General features: G+C 32.9%; 13 protein-coding genes. 8 read left to right on the top strand and 5 right to left on the bottom strand.

All coding sequences use genetic code 11. The features are described 5' to 3' along the window. Positions 1-18 precede the first annotated feature (18 nt). The 7 genes from G6042_RS04950 to G6042_RS04920 all read left to right on the top strand — a co-directional run bounded on the left by G6042_RS04950 (position 19) and on the right by G6042_RS04920 (position 7442). Positions 19-2451, top strand: a complete 2433-nt coding sequence (locus G6042_RS04950) for a YfhO family protein (protein WP_169523199.1) — start codon at positions 19-21, stop codon at positions 2449-2451. 82 nt (positions 2452-2533) lie between these two features. Continuing rightward, positions 2534-3823: a glycosyltransferase family 4 protein gene (locus G6042_RS04945; RefSeq protein ID WP_169523198.1), complete on the top strand. Its 1290-nt coding sequence runs from the start codon at positions 2534-2536 to the stop codon at positions 3821-3823. A 71-nt stretch (positions 3824-3894) separates the two neighbouring features. Then, the gene (locus tag G6042_RS04940; protein WP_169523197.1) at positions 3895-5358 is read left to right on the top strand and encodes a lipopolysaccharide biosynthesis protein; all 1464 of its coding nucleotides are present in this window, start codon (positions 3895-3897) and stop codon (positions 5356-5358) included. Positions 5359-5370: 12 nt separating this feature from the next. Beyond that, on the top strand, positions 5371-5970 hold the full coding sequence (locus tag G6042_RS04935; RefSeq protein ID WP_169523196.1) for a hypothetical protein: 600 nt from the start codon (positions 5371-5373) through the stop codon (positions 5968-5970). Positions 5971-6216: 246 nt separating this feature from the next. After that, positions 6217-6600, top strand: a complete 384-nt coding sequence (gene gloA2 / locus G6042_RS04930) for an SMU1112c/YaeR family gloxylase I-like metalloprotein (protein ID WP_169523195.1) — start codon at positions 6217-6219, stop codon at positions 6598-6600. Positions 6601-6652: 52 nt separating this feature from the next. Then, positions 6653-7090 (top strand): VOC family protein, encoded by a 438-nt coding sequence (locus G6042_RS04925; protein WP_169523194.1) that lies wholly within the window; start codon positions 6653-6655, stop codon positions 7088-7090. Between the two features lie 151 nt (positions 7091-7241). Continuing rightward, complete coding sequence (locus tag G6042_RS04920; protein WP_317168047.1) at positions 7242-7442, top strand: GNAT family N-acetyltransferase; 201 nt, start codon at positions 7242-7244, stop codon at positions 7440-7442. A 76-nt stretch (positions 7443-7518) separates the two neighbouring features. Here the strand turns inward: G6042_RS04920 and G6042_RS04915 are convergent, their stop codons facing one another. Further along, positions 7519-8139 (bottom strand): L-threonylcarbamoyladenylate synthase, encoded by a 621-nt coding sequence (locus G6042_RS04915; RefSeq protein WP_169523193.1) that lies wholly within the window; start codon positions 8137-8139, stop codon positions 7519-7521. Positions 8140-8374: 235 nt separating this feature from the next. Then, a complete protein-coding gene (locus G6042_RS04910; protein ID WP_169523293.1) occupies positions 8375-10705 on the bottom strand; it encodes an ATP-dependent helicase in 2331 nt (776 codons plus the stop codon). Between the two features lie 105 nt (positions 10706-10810). Here G6042_RS04910 and G6042_RS04905 point away from each other — a divergent pair, with 105 nt between their 5' ends. Beyond that, positions 10811-11332, top strand: a complete 522-nt coding sequence (locus tag G6042_RS04905) for a DUF7935 family protein (protein ID WP_169523192.1) — start codon at positions 10811-10813, stop codon at positions 11330-11332. 62 nt (positions 11333-11394) lie between these two features. Here the strand turns inward: G6042_RS04905 and G6042_RS04900 are convergent, their stop codons facing one another. The 3 genes from G6042_RS04900 to tilS form a co-directional block, all read right to left on the bottom strand. Further along, the gene (locus G6042_RS04900) at positions 11395-13152 is read right to left on the bottom strand and encodes a hypothetical protein (RefSeq protein WP_169523191.1); all 1758 of its coding nucleotides are present in this window, start codon (positions 13150-13152) and stop codon (positions 11395-11397) included. A gap of 113 nt (positions 13153-13265) precedes the next feature. Further along, positions 13266-15263 carry a protein-disulfide reductase DsbD family protein gene (locus G6042_RS04895; RefSeq protein ID WP_169523190.1) on the bottom strand — a complete coding sequence of 666 codons (1998 nt, stop codon included), beginning with the start codon at positions 15261-15263 and terminating at the stop codon, positions 13266-13268. Then, complete coding sequence (gene tilS / locus G6042_RS04890) at positions 15263-16573, bottom strand: tRNA lysidine(34) synthetase TilS (protein ID WP_169523189.1); 1311 nt, start codon at positions 16571-16573, stop codon at positions 15263-15265. Before tilS ends, G6042_RS04895 begins: the two co-directional genes overlap by 1 nt. Positions 16574-16588 lie beyond the last annotated feature (15 nt).

Raw genomic sequence — 16588 nt, 5'->3', positions numbered from 1 at the left:
CAAACCTAACCAAAAAACATGAAGCAACTTCAAAAGTTCTACCCGCATTTTTTAACCATTCTTGGCTTTATCGTTATTGCCTTAATCTATTTTTATCCTGTACTTCAAGGCAAAAAAATCTACCAATCGGATATAGTTCAATATACCGGAATGGCAAAAGAACAAAACGATTTTAGAGCCAAATATGATGCCGAACCTTATTGGACAAATTCTGCTTTTGGAGGAATGCCAACCTATCAACTAGGAGCCAATTATCCGAATGATTATATTGGAAAATTAGATGATGCTTTGCGTTTTTTACCAAGACCAGCCGATTATTTATTCCTTTATTTCTTAGGGTTTTATGCGCTACTTTTAGTTTTTAAAACCGATCCGTTGAAAGCGTTTTTTGGCGCATTGGCTTTTGGGTTTTCAACCTATCTGATAATTATTCTTGGCGTTGGACATAATGCAAAAGCACATGCTATTGCTTACATGCCGTTGGTTGTTGCCGGATTTATATTGGTTTTCAGGAAACATTTTATTCACGGTGGAATTCTAACGATGCTTGCCGTAGCGTTGGAAATCAATGCCAATCACTTCCAGATGACGTATTATCTGTTGTTGTTTTTACTGGTATTTTCGGTTTATTTCTTATACAAATTATTCAAAGAAAAAGAGTTAAAAGCATTACCAAAAATCATTGGAACATTTGCCATTGCAGTCGTTTTAGCTATTGGTGCCAATGCTACTAACTTATTAGCAACCAAAGAATATGCAGATTTTAGTACGAGAAGTAAGAACGAACTAACTTTTAATCCAGATGGTTCAAAAGTTACGACTGATAATGCACTTTCACGAGAATACATTACAGAATACAGCTATGGAATTGCCGAAAGTTTCAACCTAATTGCGCCACGGTTATTTGGTGGTTCCAATGCCGAAAATGTGGGAACAGACAGTCATTTATATGAATTTATTTCAAATCAAGGTGCATCGCCAAGCGAAGCTGCAGAATTTGCCGAAAACGTTCCAACTTATTGGGGAAATCAACCAATCGTTGCTGCGCCAGCTTATATTGGTGCGATTGTTTTTTTCTTGGCTATTTTAGCATTATTCCATGATAAACGAAAAATAAAATATGCTTTCGTTGCTGGAGCGGTTTTCTCTTTACTTCTTTCTTGGGGTAAAAACTTCCCAGCTTTGACTGACTTCTTCATTGATTATGTTCCAATGTATGATAAATTCAGAGCGGTTTCTTCCATACAAGTAATTTTGGAATTATGCGTTCCTGTTTTGGCAATTATGGGATTACAATCGTTCATTAAAAATGAAGAAAATCGTAAAAAATCATTGCTTTATACTGCTGGAACTTCCATCGGATTAATTATTCTATTGTTCTTAGGCAAAGGTATGTTTGAATTTACAACCGCCAACGACAACTATTACATAGAAGCTTATGGTCGTGAAATGGGAACTGCTTTTATAGATGCTTTAAAATTAGACCGAGAAAGTTTGTACAAAGCTGATTTGTTACGTTCGGGTTTCTTTATGTTGGTTGCTTTTGGATTGCTTTGGTTCTATTTTAAAGGCAAATTAGCACAAGGAAATACCATTATTTTGATTGGTTTATTTATGGTTGCCGATTTATTTTTTGTGGCAAAAAACTACGTAAACGCTAAAGATTTTGTTAGCGCTCGTGAAATGAACGAACCTTTCCAAGCCAAAGAAGCTGATATGCAAATTCTTCAAGACACAACTCATTACCGTGTTTTTGAAGTTGCTGGAAACATGAGTAGCGCGCGAGCTTCTTATTTCCATAAATCGCTTGGTGGTTATCATGCGGCAAAACCAAAAAGAATTCAACAACTATTTGATTATCAAATTGCCAAAAACAATAAAAATGTTTTGGATATGTTGAACATCAAATACATCATTCAAAGTGATGAAAAAGGACAACAATTTGCAACCATAAATCCTGATGCCAACGGAAATGCTTGGTTTGTTTCTAAAATTCAAACTGTAAATTCAGCTGACGAAGAAATGAAAGCGTTGGATAAATTAGATACAAAAGAAGTTGCTGTTAAACTTAAAGATAAAAATGAGAGTTCTCATGAACTTTCTTTACCATTCAGAAAAGATAGTTTAGCTACAATAAAACTCGATTTGTATAAACCAAATCATTTAAAATATACTTCCAATAATAGCAATTATGGTTTTGCGGTTTTCTCTGAAATCTATTATAAAGATGGTTGGAAAGCAACAATCGATGGTAAAGAAGCTTCAATTTATAGAGTAAATTACACACTTCGTGGTTTGGAAATTCCAAAAGGAAAACACACTATCGAATTCAAATTTGAACCAGAAGTTGTTAAAACAGGAAGTACAATTGCTTTGTTTAGTTCTATTACAATGATTTTATTGATTATTGGTGGTGTTTATTTTGAGAGAAAAAAGAAGAAATTGAATTAAGATTTTTGACTAACGATTGTAGATTTATGAAGTAAAAAATCTACAATCAAAATTCGTTAATCTTTAATCTAAAATCAACAAAGTGAAACCTGAACCAAAAAAACTTTTAATCATTACCTATTATTGGCCGCCAGCTGGTGGACCAGGCGTTCAGCGTTGGTTAAAGTTTGTTAAATATTTACCCGATTTTAATGTTCAACCAATAGTTTATATTCCCGAAAATCCAACCTATCCGATTATTGACAATGGTTTGCAAAGTGAAGTTTCAGAGAAAGCGATTATTCTGAAAAAGAAAATCGTTGAACCTTATGGCTTTGCCTCTTTCTTCGGAAAAAATAAAACCAAAAAAATCAGTTCGGGGATTATTCCTAATCAAAAGAAACAATCGTTTTTAGAAAAAACATTGCTTTGGGTTCGAGGTAATATTTTCATTCCCGATGCGCGTTTTCTTTGGGTAAGACCTTCGGTTAAATATTTGAAAAAATATATTGAGGAAAACCAAATTGATACCATTGTCACCTCTGGTCCGCCACATAGTTTGCATTTAATTGGTTTACAACTCAAAAAAGAGTTGAATGTAACATGGTTTGCCGATTTTCGCGATCCTTGGACAACCATTGGTTATCACAAAGCGTTGAAATTATCTTCTTCTGCGGAGAAAAAACACAAAGCATTAGAAAAAGAAGTGCTAACAACTGCTGATACTATAATCGTAACAAGTAAAACCACCAAAACCGAATTTCAAGCGATAACTTCACAACCCATTGAAGTAATTACTAATGGATATGACGTAGAAAAAGTAACCAAACAACCTTTGGACGAAAAGTTTACTTTGGCACATATCGGTTCGTTTCTTTCTGAGCGAAATCCAAGAATTTTGTGGAAAGTGTTGAAAGAATTAACCAAAGAAAATCCCGATTTCAGAAGAGATTTTCAATTAAAATTAATCGGTGCTGTCAGTCAGGAAGTTTTGGATACTATTTCTGAGTTTAGATTGAATGATTACGTTTTGAATTTGGGTTATGTTTCTCATCAAGAAGCGGTGGAACATCAACGAAAATCGCAAGTTTTATTGTTAATCGAAATCAATTCAAACGATACTAAAAGTATCATTCCTGGAAAATTATTTGAATACATGGTTTCCGAAAGACCAATTATTGCGCTTGGTCCAGAAGGTTCTGATTTTGCCGAAATTATCACTTCAACTAATACTGGAGTTTTCTTTTTGTATGACGAATTGGAACAGTTAAAAGAGTTACTTTTGAAGTATTACAATTTATATAAAGAACAAAATTTAAAAGTTCACGCTGTTGGTTTACAGCAATTTTCAAGAAAAAGTTTGACAGAGAAATTGTCAAAACTGATTTCTTAACCACAAAGAACACTAAGAAATCACAAAGCTCACAAATTTAATATCTAATATCTGAAATCTAATATAATAAAATGGGCATCGTTATCAACCAATCCATTAAAAACACAGTCATAACCTATATTGGTTTTGCCATTGGTGCGATAAATACGTTGTTCATGTATCCGCATTTTTTAGGTGATGATTTTTTTGGATTAACGAATTATATCCTTTCATCTGCCAATGTTATTTTTCCGTTGATGGCATTTGGTGTTCATAATACGTTGATTAAATTTTTCTCCGAATACAAAACCGAAAAAGAAAAAAGTCAGTTTTTTAGTTTTGTTTTAGCAATTCCTTTACTAGCAATTGTGCCGATTTTTATCTTTGGCACCATTTTTTATCCTGAAATTGCAACATTTTTATCCAAAAAGAATAATATCGTTTATGATTATGTCTGGCAAATTCCAATTATTGGATTGTGTATGGCGTATTTTGAGATTTTCTATGCTTGGGTTAAGGTACATTTGCAATCGGTTTTTGGAAATTTCATCAAAGAAGTTGGTTTGCGAATTCTGATTTCAATTTTCCTCTTTGGCGTATATTATAATTTTATAACCGTTGAGCAATTCATTACAGCAACAATGTATGTTTATTTGGCTAGTATGTTGATTATGTTTTTTTATGCCAATAAAGTTCAAACTATTCAGTTTAGCTTTAAATTACCAACGAATACTAAACCTATTATAATTTATTCTTCGTTTATAATTCTTTCGGGAAGCGTTGCTAACATACTAATTGACATCGATAAAACGATGCTTAATCAATATTTAGATTTAAAACAAATTGCCTATTATACGGTAGCAGGTTTTATCGCAACGGTAATTGCTGTTCCAAGTCGTGCTATGCATCAAATCACCTACCCGATTACTGCAAAACTGATGATTGAAAACAAACACGACGAACTGAACGATTTATACAAAAAAACTTCAATAACGCTTCAAATCGTTGGCGGATTGGTTTATGTTGGGCTTTTAGTAAACATCAATCAAATTTATTTGCTTTTACCCGAAAATTATCGCGGTGGTGTTTTTGTGTTTTTCATCATTGGACTTTCTAAGTATTTTGATTTGATTTTAGGAAACAACAACGCTATTATTTTCAATTCAAAATATTATCGTGCCGTATTGTTTTTAGGATTATTTCTTGGTTTTTTTGCCGTGACACTCAATATGATTTTTATTCCAAAATATGGTATTGATGGCGCAGCAATTGCAACATTAATTTCAATTACACTGTACAGCATTGCCAAACTACTTTTTGTGGTTTTAAAAATGAAACTCTATCCGTTTACTATTAAAACAATTTCCGCTTTAGCTATCGGATTGATTTGTTTTTTCGGATTTTATTACTGGGATTTTCCGTTTCATCCTATCGTTAATATTATGCTGAAATCGGCATTAGTTTCCATTGTTTATGTTGTAATAGTTTATAAAGCCAAACTTTCGGAAGATATTAATAATGTGATTGAAAAAGTTTTTAAAATGATAGTAAAATAAAAAGTTAATCAAATGATCAAATTAAGTTCCTTTTTTCTTTTTATTTGTTGTATTAGCTTCTGTTCTGCTCAAAAAAATGAAATAGAAACAGCGTTCTTTAATTCTGTTTTACCTACACAAGACACAATAATTTATACCGATGAAAGTTTTGGTTGGGAAATAATGGAAGAAAAAATTAATAAAAAGAAATTCCATGATTACAATCTCAATACATCTAAAACTATTAAACTTACTATTAGTGAATATAAATACATAAAAAATAAAATTTCTATTTTAGAAAATTATATTTGGAATGTTAATCAATTTGATAGATCTGAAAAAATTGCACTTGCTGAGATTGAAATCTACTTACAAAAAAGGAATGAACCACTTAAATTAGAATTAGAAAACGTAGTAATCAACGATACGAGTGCGGTTATTCAAATGAAAAACAAAGAGTATTTTGTTTATTCTTTTTCAAAACCAATTTTTTTTAGAAACAATAAGTTTTGTCTATTTGGTTTTTCTATTATTTCTGAAAAAAAACATAAACCATATAAAAAGATTGCCTTTTACAGAAAAAAACGAGGTCAATGGATTGAATGGTTAGAACTATATAACAATCTAGATTAAACAAATCAATATCACTCTAAAAAACATAAAACGCAAAAATAAAAAAACCGTCTCTTTCGAAACGGTTTTCAAACAATTTGTTTGATTTTGATTTTTGACATTTATCTTTGAAAACTTAACTAAGTCTTTTTTCTTTGTATGATTATGAAGTAAAAGTATAGCAGTCATTCTAATTCAACACAATAAATCGATAATCAGCTCCAAAACTCGATAAAACAAAATCACTTTACTTTTAATCGATATTTTATGCTAAAAAACATTCATCACATTGCCATTATTTGTTCCGATTATGAAGTGTCCAAAAAATTCTATACCGAAATTTTGGGACTAACCATCATTCAGGAAATATATCGAACCGAACGACAATCCTATAAACTCGATTTAGCACTAAACGGAAACTATGTTATTGAGTTATTTTCTTTTCCAAATCCGCCAAAAAGAGTTTCAAGACCAGAAGCTTCGGGTTTGCGTCATTTAGCTTTTGCGGTTGATAATCTTGAAGTTATCATCAATCATTTAAATAAAAATCAAATCATTTCTGAACCGATTAGAATTGATGAATTTACAGGAAAACGCTTTACGTTCATTTCTGATCCAGATGATTTGCCTATTGAGTTTTATGAATTGTAAAACATAGTTTTGTACTTTTACAATACAAACCAATTAAAACTTTAGAATAAAAATGGCAACAGTAAACGTTTATTTAACTTTCAATGGAAATGCCGAAGAAGCATTTAATTTTTACAAATCGGTTTTTGGTGGCGAATTTGCTCATTTTGGCAAATTTAAAGACATGCCAGCCGATGACAACGCACCAAAAATGACAGCAGAAGATAGCAACCGAATTATGCACGTTTCTTTACCGATTAGCAAAGAAACCGTTTTGATGGCAAGCGATACAACTTCGGGTTATGGCGATGTCACTTTTGGTAACAACTTCTCCGTTTCAATCAACACCGATAGCGCAACAGAAGCTGACAAACTTTTCGCTGGACTTTCAGCTGGTGGAAACATCATCATGCCTATGGAAAAAACATTTTGGGGTGCTTATTTTGGCATGTTTACCGATAAATTTGGCATCAACTGGATGATTAATTTTGATGAAATACCAAAACACTAAATCATTTTCTACTAATTTATTGAAAACTCCGTCTTTATGATGGAGTTTTTTTGTGGAAAATTTTGGGATTATTTTTTATATTTGAGAGAGCAAATAAAAAAATGAACACAACACCAGAACATAACGAACGTATTGCTAAAATGACTTTTGCATCGCAATAATAGATTATGGATTTAAAAACTTAAATATTGATAAAATATTTGCCATTACTGATCCAAAAAACAATAATTCCAAAAAAGTTTTGTCCAAACTTGGCTTTAACTTTCAGGAAACTTTTGACTATGAAGGTGATTTAACCGATTGGTTTGAATTAAATAAAACAGATTGGGAAAACAAAAAAGCGAATCGCTAACAAACGACTCGCTTTTATCCTTTTAAATCTTTGTCAAAATTTTGAACTTTGACAAAGGTGGAATAAAGATTTAATCCTAAAAAATATCAATATCGCCTTTTCCTTCACGAATGACAACTGGTTCATAACCCGATAAATCGATAATCGTGGAACCAACATTGTCGCCATATCCACCGTCGATAACCAAATCGACTTTGTTTTGCCATTTTTCAAAAATCAGTTCTGGATCAGTAGAATATTCCAAAACCTCATCATCATCATGAATGGAAGTTGAAACGATAGGATTGCCAAGCATTTTTACAATTTCAAGCGCAATCCTATTATCGGGAACACGAATACCAACGGTTTTTTTCTTGCGGAATTCTTTTGGTAAATCGTTATTTCCTGGCAAAATAAACGTATATGGTCCAGGTAAAGTGCGCTTTAAAATCTTAAACGTAGACGTATCAATTTGACGAACATAGTCAGAAAGATTACTCAAATCGTGACAAATAAAGGAGAAATTGGCTTTTTCCAGTTTAATTCCTTTAATCTTCGCAATGCGTTCCAAAGCTCGAGAATTGGTAATATCACAACCTAATCCATAAACAGTATCGGTTGGATAAATCACTAATCCGCCATCGCGTAACACATCAACTACTTTTTTAATTGCTGCTTCGCTGGGTTTGTCTTCGTATATTTTAATGAATTCTGCCATAAATTGATTGTTAGACTTCTTAGATTGTTAGACCTTTTAGATATTAGATATTAGATATTAGATTTTAAATATTAGATATTAGATATTAGATATTAGATTTTAGATATTAGATATTAGATATTAGATATTAGATATTAGATATTAGATATTAGATATTAGATATTTGATTTTAGATATTTGATTTTAGATATTTAATATTTGATATTTAATATTTGATATTTAAAATCTAATATTTTTACCCAATCACATCCAACTTTGCAAATCGAAGCAATAGTTTTTTAATTCCGCCAACTTCAAACTTGATTTCAGCTTTTCGGTCTGCTCCTATTCCTTCAAGGTTGACGATTTGACCTTTTCCAAAACGCTCGTGCATTACGATATTTCCAACGGTTAATTTACTGTCAAACAAATTAGCACTACTTGGCGCACTGCCCGAAACTGGTTTCAATTTACGAATATTTGCCGAAGAAACCGGTTCATCGCCATAACTTTTTGGTGGCGTTCCAGCCAATGGTTTTGACAATCGTAATTTTGACTTATCAATATCGCCAAAAATATCCAAATCAATCGATGGTTTATAGCGATAACCGCCAGCATCGGAAGGATTGATATATTCCAAATACTCATCTTTAATTTCTTCAATAAAGCGCGAAGGTTCGGCATCAGTTAATTTTCCCCAACGGTAACGCGATTGCGCATAGGTCAGATACGCTTGATGTTCCGCTCGAGTTAACGCTACATAAAACAAACGGCGTTCTTCTTCGAGTTCGCTTCGGGTATTTAAACTCATCGCGCTTGGGAACAAATCTTCTTCCATTCCAACGATAAAAACATAAGGGAATTCTAAACCTTTTGCCAAATGTATCGTCATCAGTGCCACTCTGTCGTCATCGCCAGTATCTTTATCTAAATCGGTTGCTAGTGCTACATCTTCCAAAAATTCGGATAACGCACCGCGAGCACCATCGACTTCTTTTTGACCTTCGATGAAATCTTTGATACCGTTTAGTAATTCTTCGATGTTTTCCAATCGTGCAATGCCTTCAGGTGTTCCGTCTTTTTTCAACTCTTGAACCAAACCTGTTTTTTTGGTCACATGTTCTGCCAAATAAAACGCATCTTGATTTTCATTAATCACCTGAAAACTCTTAATCATCGTTACAAAATCCTGCAACTTTGCTTTGGTTCCCGAATTTAATTTCAAATCAATTTTGTCGATATGTTCCATGACCTCAAATATGGAACGCTTGTAATGATTGGCTGCAATCGTTAGTTTTTCAACCGTTGTATCGCCTATTCCACGTGCTGGATAATTAATCACACGAACTAATGCTTCTTCGTCTTTTGGATTAATTACTAAACGTAAATAACACAAAACATCTTTGATTTCTTTTCTTTGATAGAATGACAATCCGCCATAAATTCGATACGGAATATCTCGTTTTCTGAGCGCATCTTCCATCGCACGCGATTGTGCATTGGTTCGATACAAAATAGCAAACTGCCCGTTATGCAATTGATGACGCATTTTTAAATCAAATATTTCGCTGGCTACAAATCGTCCTTCTTCGCCATCGGTAATACTGCGATGTACTTTTACTTTTGGTCCAAAATCATTGGCTGTCCAAACTACTTTGTCTAACTTGGTTTTATTGTTATCAATAACCGAATTGGCCGCTTCAACAATATTTTTAGTTGAACGATAATTTTGTTCCAATCGATAAGTTTTTACATTTTCATAATCTTTTTGGAAATTCAGAATGTTATTGATGTTCGCTCCACGAAACGCATAAATACTTTGTGCATCGTCGCCAACCACACAAATATTCTGAAATCTATCGGATAAAGCACGAACAATTAAGTACTGCGAATGATTGGTATCTTGATACTCATCAACCAAAATGTATCTAAATCTGTCTTGATATTTTGCCAAAACATCTGGAAAGCGATTAAGTAATTCATTGGTTTTCAATAATAAATCATCAAAATCCATTGCGCCACTTTTGAAACAACGTTCTACATATTGCTGATAAATTTCGCCTAAACGAGGTTTTTTAGACATTGCGTCTTGTTCCATTAATTCAGGATTATTGAAATAAGCTTTTACGGTTATCAATGAATTTTTATAGGAAGAAATTCGCCCAAAAACTTGTTTCGGTTTATAAACATCTTTGTCCAACTGCATTTCTTTGATAATCGCCGAAATCAATCGAACGCTATCTTGCGAATCATATATGGTAAAATTGGAAGGATAACCCAACTTATCGGCTTCATTTCTCAAAATTCGGGCAAAAACCGAGTGAAAAGTTCCCATCCAAAGGTTTTTAGCTTCGTTATTTCCAACAATATCAGCGATACGTTTTTTCATTTCGCGCGCTGCTTTGTTAGTGAATGTTAGTGCCAAAATATTGAACGCATCAACGCCTAAACTCATCAAATAGGAAATACGAACGGTCAATACACGAGTTTTCCCCGAACCTGCACCAGCAATAATAATCATCGGTCCATCTTTTTGAAAAACAGGTGCTTGTTGTGCTTCGTTGAGTTGTGAAATATATTTGTTTATCATCTTTTTTGAGAAAGTTCAAATTTATGATTACTCCTATAGATTTACAATACATTTTATAGGTATTTCTATTATATTTGTCAACAATTTTAAGCGTAAATAATTATGAATTTCGACAAAATCTTAGAAGTAGCACTTTATGTTGTTCCAGCATTAGTAACGGGATTAATTGCTTTTTACTTTTTTCAAAAATTTGTTGAAAACGAAGACAACAGAAGACGTTTTCAATTGATGCGTGATAATCAAAAACACGCTTTACCATTGCGATTACAAGCATACGAACGATTGACTTTGTTTTTGGAGCGAATCAATCCTTCGAAACTTTTAATTCGCGTTGCTCCATTGAATGATAACAAAATGGATTACCAAAATTTGTTAATTCAGCATATCGAGCAAGAATATGAGCACAATTTAACGCAGCAAATTTACATTACTGATGAATGTTGGACAATGATTTTAACGGCAAAAAACACAATTATTCAAACCATCAGAAAAACGGCTTTGGATGAAACCATAACCAATTCGGATAAATTAAGAGAAAAGGTTTTAAGCAGTTTACTTGAAAGCGATTCGGCAAGTGCTGTTGCTATCAGTTATTTGAAAAAAGAAGTTACTCAAATTTTATAACTAGAAAATCCCGTTCAAAATTTCTGAACGGGATTTTTGTTTTACAATAGATTGGGAAATAATTAATTATCTCGAATAACATGAACAACACCTGTAATAGTATGTGTTTCGTTATTTGGACCTTGATACGTTCCACTGAACGTCATATCGATATATTCACCAACAGCTCCAAATTGGTTCAAATGAAACTGAACTGTGTTTGTTGTTGATGCACCAATAAAACCAACAGGACTTCCTTCAATTTGAATAACAGAAGTATCATAAGTTCCTGGTGTAATCGTACTTCCAAAAACAGCTAATCCACCTTGAACTGCATTATACGCATTAATTGAAAAATAATTGGACTGCGTTGTTGCATTGATATTATCAACTAAAAAAACTGTTGGATCATTATCAATTTGATAAGAAATAAATTCATCAATAGAGTTACAGGCTTGAAGATTTCCAACATTAGTTATTGGAACGACAAAATTATAACTGATAGAATCAGTTTGCTGAAAGTTTTCTAAATCAACACCTTTTAAGGTAAACTCAGTATCATCTGGACAATACAATTCGCTGAAACTAAACGCACCATTAGTTACTGGTGAAACGGAATAGTTTCCATAACGATTTAAGATTACATAACCATTAGTAACATTGGAACCGTTGCATTTCAATAAATTTCCTTGAACAGTGGAACTTAATGTGTTGCTGGTCAAATTAACTACAATATTTGGTAAAACGGTATCCGATGAAAAAGGTCCAATCGTTGTGGTATAAATAATATTATCGGCATCGCAAGTATAATAAGAAGCATACACGTTTAAAACCAATGTTTGATTTGCTGGAATTAAACCCGAAACTTGACCTTCTGTATTAGTGTAACCCATAACCGGATAGGTATTTCCATTGGCAATTAATCCAACACCTGCATTTGAAATTTCGTTTCCGTTGCTATCGACAATAGTTACAGTTAAGCGAACCATTTGTGCAAAAGCATCACAATTCCACCAAGAAAAATGAGAAACTTCGCCAACATATTTATTACCGATTTTCGTGGCTACACCATCTTGTTTCCAATAACCTTTAGCTTCATCAAAATGCCAAAGCGGAATTGTACTTGGAGCTGTAGCCAATTGACTATCATCAATTCTAACGGTAATTTCAGCGGTATGACCTGATTTGATATTTAATTTTTGTCCGCCAGAACCACGAAGTTCAACGTTGATCATTCCAAAAGTTTCCAGAATAGCTTCTTGATTATTTTCAGTTTGGGCATATAACATTCCTGGCATCAAACTACTGATATTGGTATCAGAAGGTGTTAAATGAAATAAAGCAACTTGAACAGCACCTGAATAATCATTCCCATTTTCATCCTGAAAAGCACCGTCAAATTTTACTTTTGTTCCTGAATAAATTGAAACTTCACTTTCTTCACCCGATTGTACCGTTGCTTGTGCCGCAAATGGTATAAGCATAATCTTTACATTATTTTTTCCTGACGTTGGAACCAAAGAACGCGAACCATCAATATATCCCGATTTTTTTGCCGTTATATAGGCAAACTTTTGATAAACCGAAGCATTATTAAGTATAAAAACACCATTAACATCGGTTTGTGTAGTTGAAGAACCAATTTTAATGGTTACACCTTGAATGGGATTATTATCGGCATCAACCACTTGACCAATAAAATCACGATTGGCTGTTGCTCCAAAGTTTTGAGTAAAAGTGTTGTCATCTGGTCCAGAAGAAGAACCACCTTCATCAGGATTACAAGAAGTAACTGTAATTGCTACAACAAGCAACCACAGAAGGTTTTGGATTTTTTTCATAATGGGTTAGGTTTAATTTACAATAAAGATAGAAAAAAACAAAAAAGGTTGCGTTTGTTTTACCAAAAGCAACCTTTTAAATGAGTATTTGACTATTCTAAATTAGAATTCGATTATTTGAATTTGGAAATTCCGTCTTTTAACCAAGCCAGATATTCATTGATGTTTGGAGTATAACTTACCGGTTCATTTAATTTTTGTTCGTTCAAATCAGTTAAAACATAATACGGTTGGGTATTAGTTTTATATTTTGTAATAATAAATTCTGTCCATTTATCGCCAATGGTTTCAATGTCGTTTCCTGTAATTTTTGAAACGTGTTGTTCTTCTTTTGGTAACTCGCGTTTGTCATCTACATACAAAGAAATCAAAACCACTTCATTTTTTAAAACACTCAATACCTTTTCATCCGACCAAACATTAATTTCCATTTTACGGCAATTAACACAAGCAAATCCTGTAAAATCAAGTAATATTGGCTTATTCACTTCTTTAGCATAAGCCAATCCTTTGTCATAATCAGTAAATGTAATAATTCCGTGCTCGCCTACTTTTGCACCATCCGGTAATCCTTCTTTTGAAATTGAACCGTTATTATTTCCAAAGAATCCTGTTGGACTTTCACTATAAGTTTGTGGCGGTGGAAATGCTGAAATTAGTTTCAACGGTGCACCAAACAATCCTGGTATCATATATACTGTAAATGCTGAAACCAATAATGCTAATGACAATCTTCCTACGGAAATATAAGAAACTGGACTATCATGTGGTGTTGTAATTTTCCCAAAAAGATACAAAGCCCAAGCTCCAAAAACAGCAATCCAAATCGCTAAAAACACTTCTCTTTCCAATAAATGTAATTGCAAAACCAAATCGGCATTGGATAAAAATTTGAATGCTAATGCTAATTCTAAAAACCCAAGAGAAACTTTAACTGTATTCAGCCAACCGCCCGATTTTGGTAATGAATTTAACCAACTCGGGAACAAAGCAAATAGCATAAACGGTAATGCCAAAGCGGATGAAAATCCAAGCATTCCAATAATTGGTGCTATTCCTCCTTTTGATGCCGATTCTACTAATAGTGTTCCAACAATTGGTCCGGTACACGAAAACGAAACTATAGCCAAGGCCAAAGCCATGAATAAAATCCCTATAATTCCACCTCTATCTGCTTGTTTATCCACTTTATTTGCCCAAGAATTAGGCAACATGATTTCGAACGCACCTAAAAATGATGCTGCGAATATGAGCAATAAAATAAAGAAAAAAATATTAAACCATGGATTTGTTGATAGCGCATTTAAAGCATCGGCTCCAAAAATTGCATTAATTATTAATCCTAAAACTACATAGATAGCAATAATCGAAATTCCATATAAAATGGCGTTACGCTTTCCTTGTGCCGGATTTTTACTTTGCTTCGTAAAGAAACTTACCGTCATAGGTATCATTGGGAAAACGCAAGGTGTTAGCAACGCTGCAAAACCACCAAGAAATGCCAAAAAGAATATTGTCCATAAACCTTTTTCTTCTTCTTGTTTAGGTTCAGAAGATGGTGTTGTTTCAACTACTTTTATTGGTTCTTCTTTTACAACTTCAGCTGTATCAGCAGTTGCTGTATCAGTAGTTACAACTGGTAAATCTGATTGAGCGATTTCTATTTTTGGTAAAGCAAATGTAAACGTATAATCTTGATTGATACAGACTTCTTTACATACTTGATAATCAATTTTTACTTTAACTGATGTCAAGTTTGGATTAATTACTTTTATTTTCTGAGTAAACGTAACATTCTTTTCAAAATAGTATTCATCTACTTCAAAAATATCATTGTATTGTTTTTTATACGGACTTTCTTTTGTTTTCCCAATCAATTCAAAATTACCTTTAGCATCTTTAAATTTGAATTCGGCTGGAATTGGTCCATCGGCTGGCGTAAACTGAGAATAAACATGCCATTCATCATCAATTTTTCCTTCCATTACTAAGTTGAACTCGGTTTCTGAAAGTTTCTCAACTTTAGATGTCCATTTTACGGGATTTATTATTTGGGCAAAACCATTGGCGAAAGCCAAAAATGTGAAGATTGAAAAGAGTAGTTTATTCATTACTTGATGTAATTAATTTGTAAAATTTTAGTTGTTGTTTCTGTTATTTTAAATCGGTCGTCTTGTCTTTTTCCAATAATCCAAACGATTTTATCATTGGAACAAAGTAGCCAAATTTCTTTTTTTTCAAGCATAGAAAATTTTTCGTCTTTAAAAAATTTACTCACTTTCTTTTTACCTTTCATTCCAAAAGGTTGAAAAAAATCACCTTCTTTCCATTTTCTAATCGTTAACGGAAATTGCAATTTTTCTGCATCGACAAAGATAGCATTAGTTGGTTGAACCGAAATGTCACTTACGTTACAAAAGGTCAATTTTAAGGGAACTTTAACTTGCTTTTGCGCTTTATCGATTTGATAAATTACTTCTTCCGAATTTTCTTTCCGAAGAAACAACAAAAGTGTATTTCTGTTTTTCAAAAGCACATGAGAATCTGACATAACTTGCTTTCCAGATTGTGCCGAAACTAAATCGGAAATAGCTTCCCAATCGGTAAAACCAAAACGAGATAACCAAGAGAAAAGATACGCTTGATAGTTTTGATATGCTAAAAGTAAATCTAAGTTAAAAACTATTTGATTTTCTCGTTCCGAAGCCACTTTTTCATAAGCCATTTTTGACGCATCATCAACTAAAGATTGCGATTGCTTTAGGTTTTTAATCGTATTTTCAAATGATGAAAGCAAACTTGGGTTTAACTCTTTCAATATCGGAATTACATCATGTCGCAATTTATTTCTCAAATATTTATCGGATGAATTACTGCTGTCTTCGCGCCAAGCGATGTTATTTTCTTGGGCAAAAGTTTCGATTTCGTTTCTTGAAAAAATCAAAAGCGGACGAAGAATTTTATCATTTTGTTCCGGAATTCCAGTTAATCCATCCAATCCAGAACCACGAGTAAAATTGATTAAAAATGTTTCCAAACTGTCATCTAAATGATGTGCTGTTAAGATATAGTCAAAACCATTTTCATTCATCAATTCATAAAACCAATCGTAGCGCAATTTTCTGGCAGCAAGTTGAATGGATAATTTTTGTGTTTGAGCGATGCTTTTTGTGTCAAATTTTTGGATAAAAACTGGAATTTGTAATTTTTCTGTTTGTGATTTCATAAAGTTTTCATCATCATCGCTTTCATTTCCTCGCAATTGAAAATTACAATGTGCGACAGCAAAATCTAACTTCAACTGATGACAAAGATGCACCAAAACCATGCTGTCAATTCCGCCACTAACAGCAAGTAAAAGTTTCTTTTCTTTTAAAAAAGATAAGTTTGTATTGATATGATTTTGGAGTTTTTGAAGCATGTTCAAAAATACATT

Origin of the sequence: Flavobacterium solisilvae, assembly GCF_012911605.1 — a bacterium.
Classification (GTDB): domain Bacteria; phylum Bacteroidota; class Bacteroidia; order Flavobacteriales; family Flavobacteriaceae; genus Flavobacterium; species Flavobacterium solisilvae.
Note: the sequence above shows the minus strand (reverse complement) of the source record. Positions and strands in the feature narration are given on the sequence as shown.

Coding starts and splice junctions, on each gene's coding strand:
- G6042_RS04915 (WP_169523193.1), bottom strand. CDS start 8,139: ATGGCAGAATTCATTAAAATATACGAAGACAAACCCAGCGAAGCAGCA.
- G6042_RS04935 (WP_169523196.1), top strand. CDS start 5,371: ATGATCAAATTAAGTTCCTTTTTTCTTTTTATTTGTTGTATTAGCTTC.
- G6042_RS04925 (WP_169523194.1), top strand. CDS start 6,653: ATGGCAACAGTAAACGTTTATTTAACTTTCAATGGAAATGCCGAAGAA.
- G6042_RS04950 (WP_169523199.1), top strand. CDS start 19: ATGAAGCAACTTCAAAAGTTCTACCCGCATTTTTTAACCATTCTTGGC.
- G6042_RS04905 (WP_169523192.1), top strand. CDS start 10,811: ATGAATTTCGACAAAATCTTAGAAGTAGCACTTTATGTTGTTCCAGCA.
- tilS (WP_169523189.1), bottom strand. CDS start 16,573: ATGCTTCAAAAACTCCAAAATCATATCAATACAAACTTATCTTTTTTA.
- G6042_RS04900 (WP_169523191.1), bottom strand. CDS start 13,152: ATGAAAAAAATCCAAAACCTTCTGTGGTTGCTTGTTGTAGCAATTACA.
- G6042_RS04895 (WP_169523190.1), bottom strand. CDS start 15,263: ATGAATAAACTACTCTTTTCAATCTTCACATTTTTGGCTTTCGCCAAT.
- G6042_RS04940 (WP_169523197.1), top strand. CDS start 3,895: ATGGGCATCGTTATCAACCAATCCATTAAAAACACAGTCATAACCTAT.
- gloA2 (WP_169523195.1), top strand. CDS start 6,217: ATGCTAAAAAACATTCATCACATTGCCATTATTTGTTCCGATTATGAA.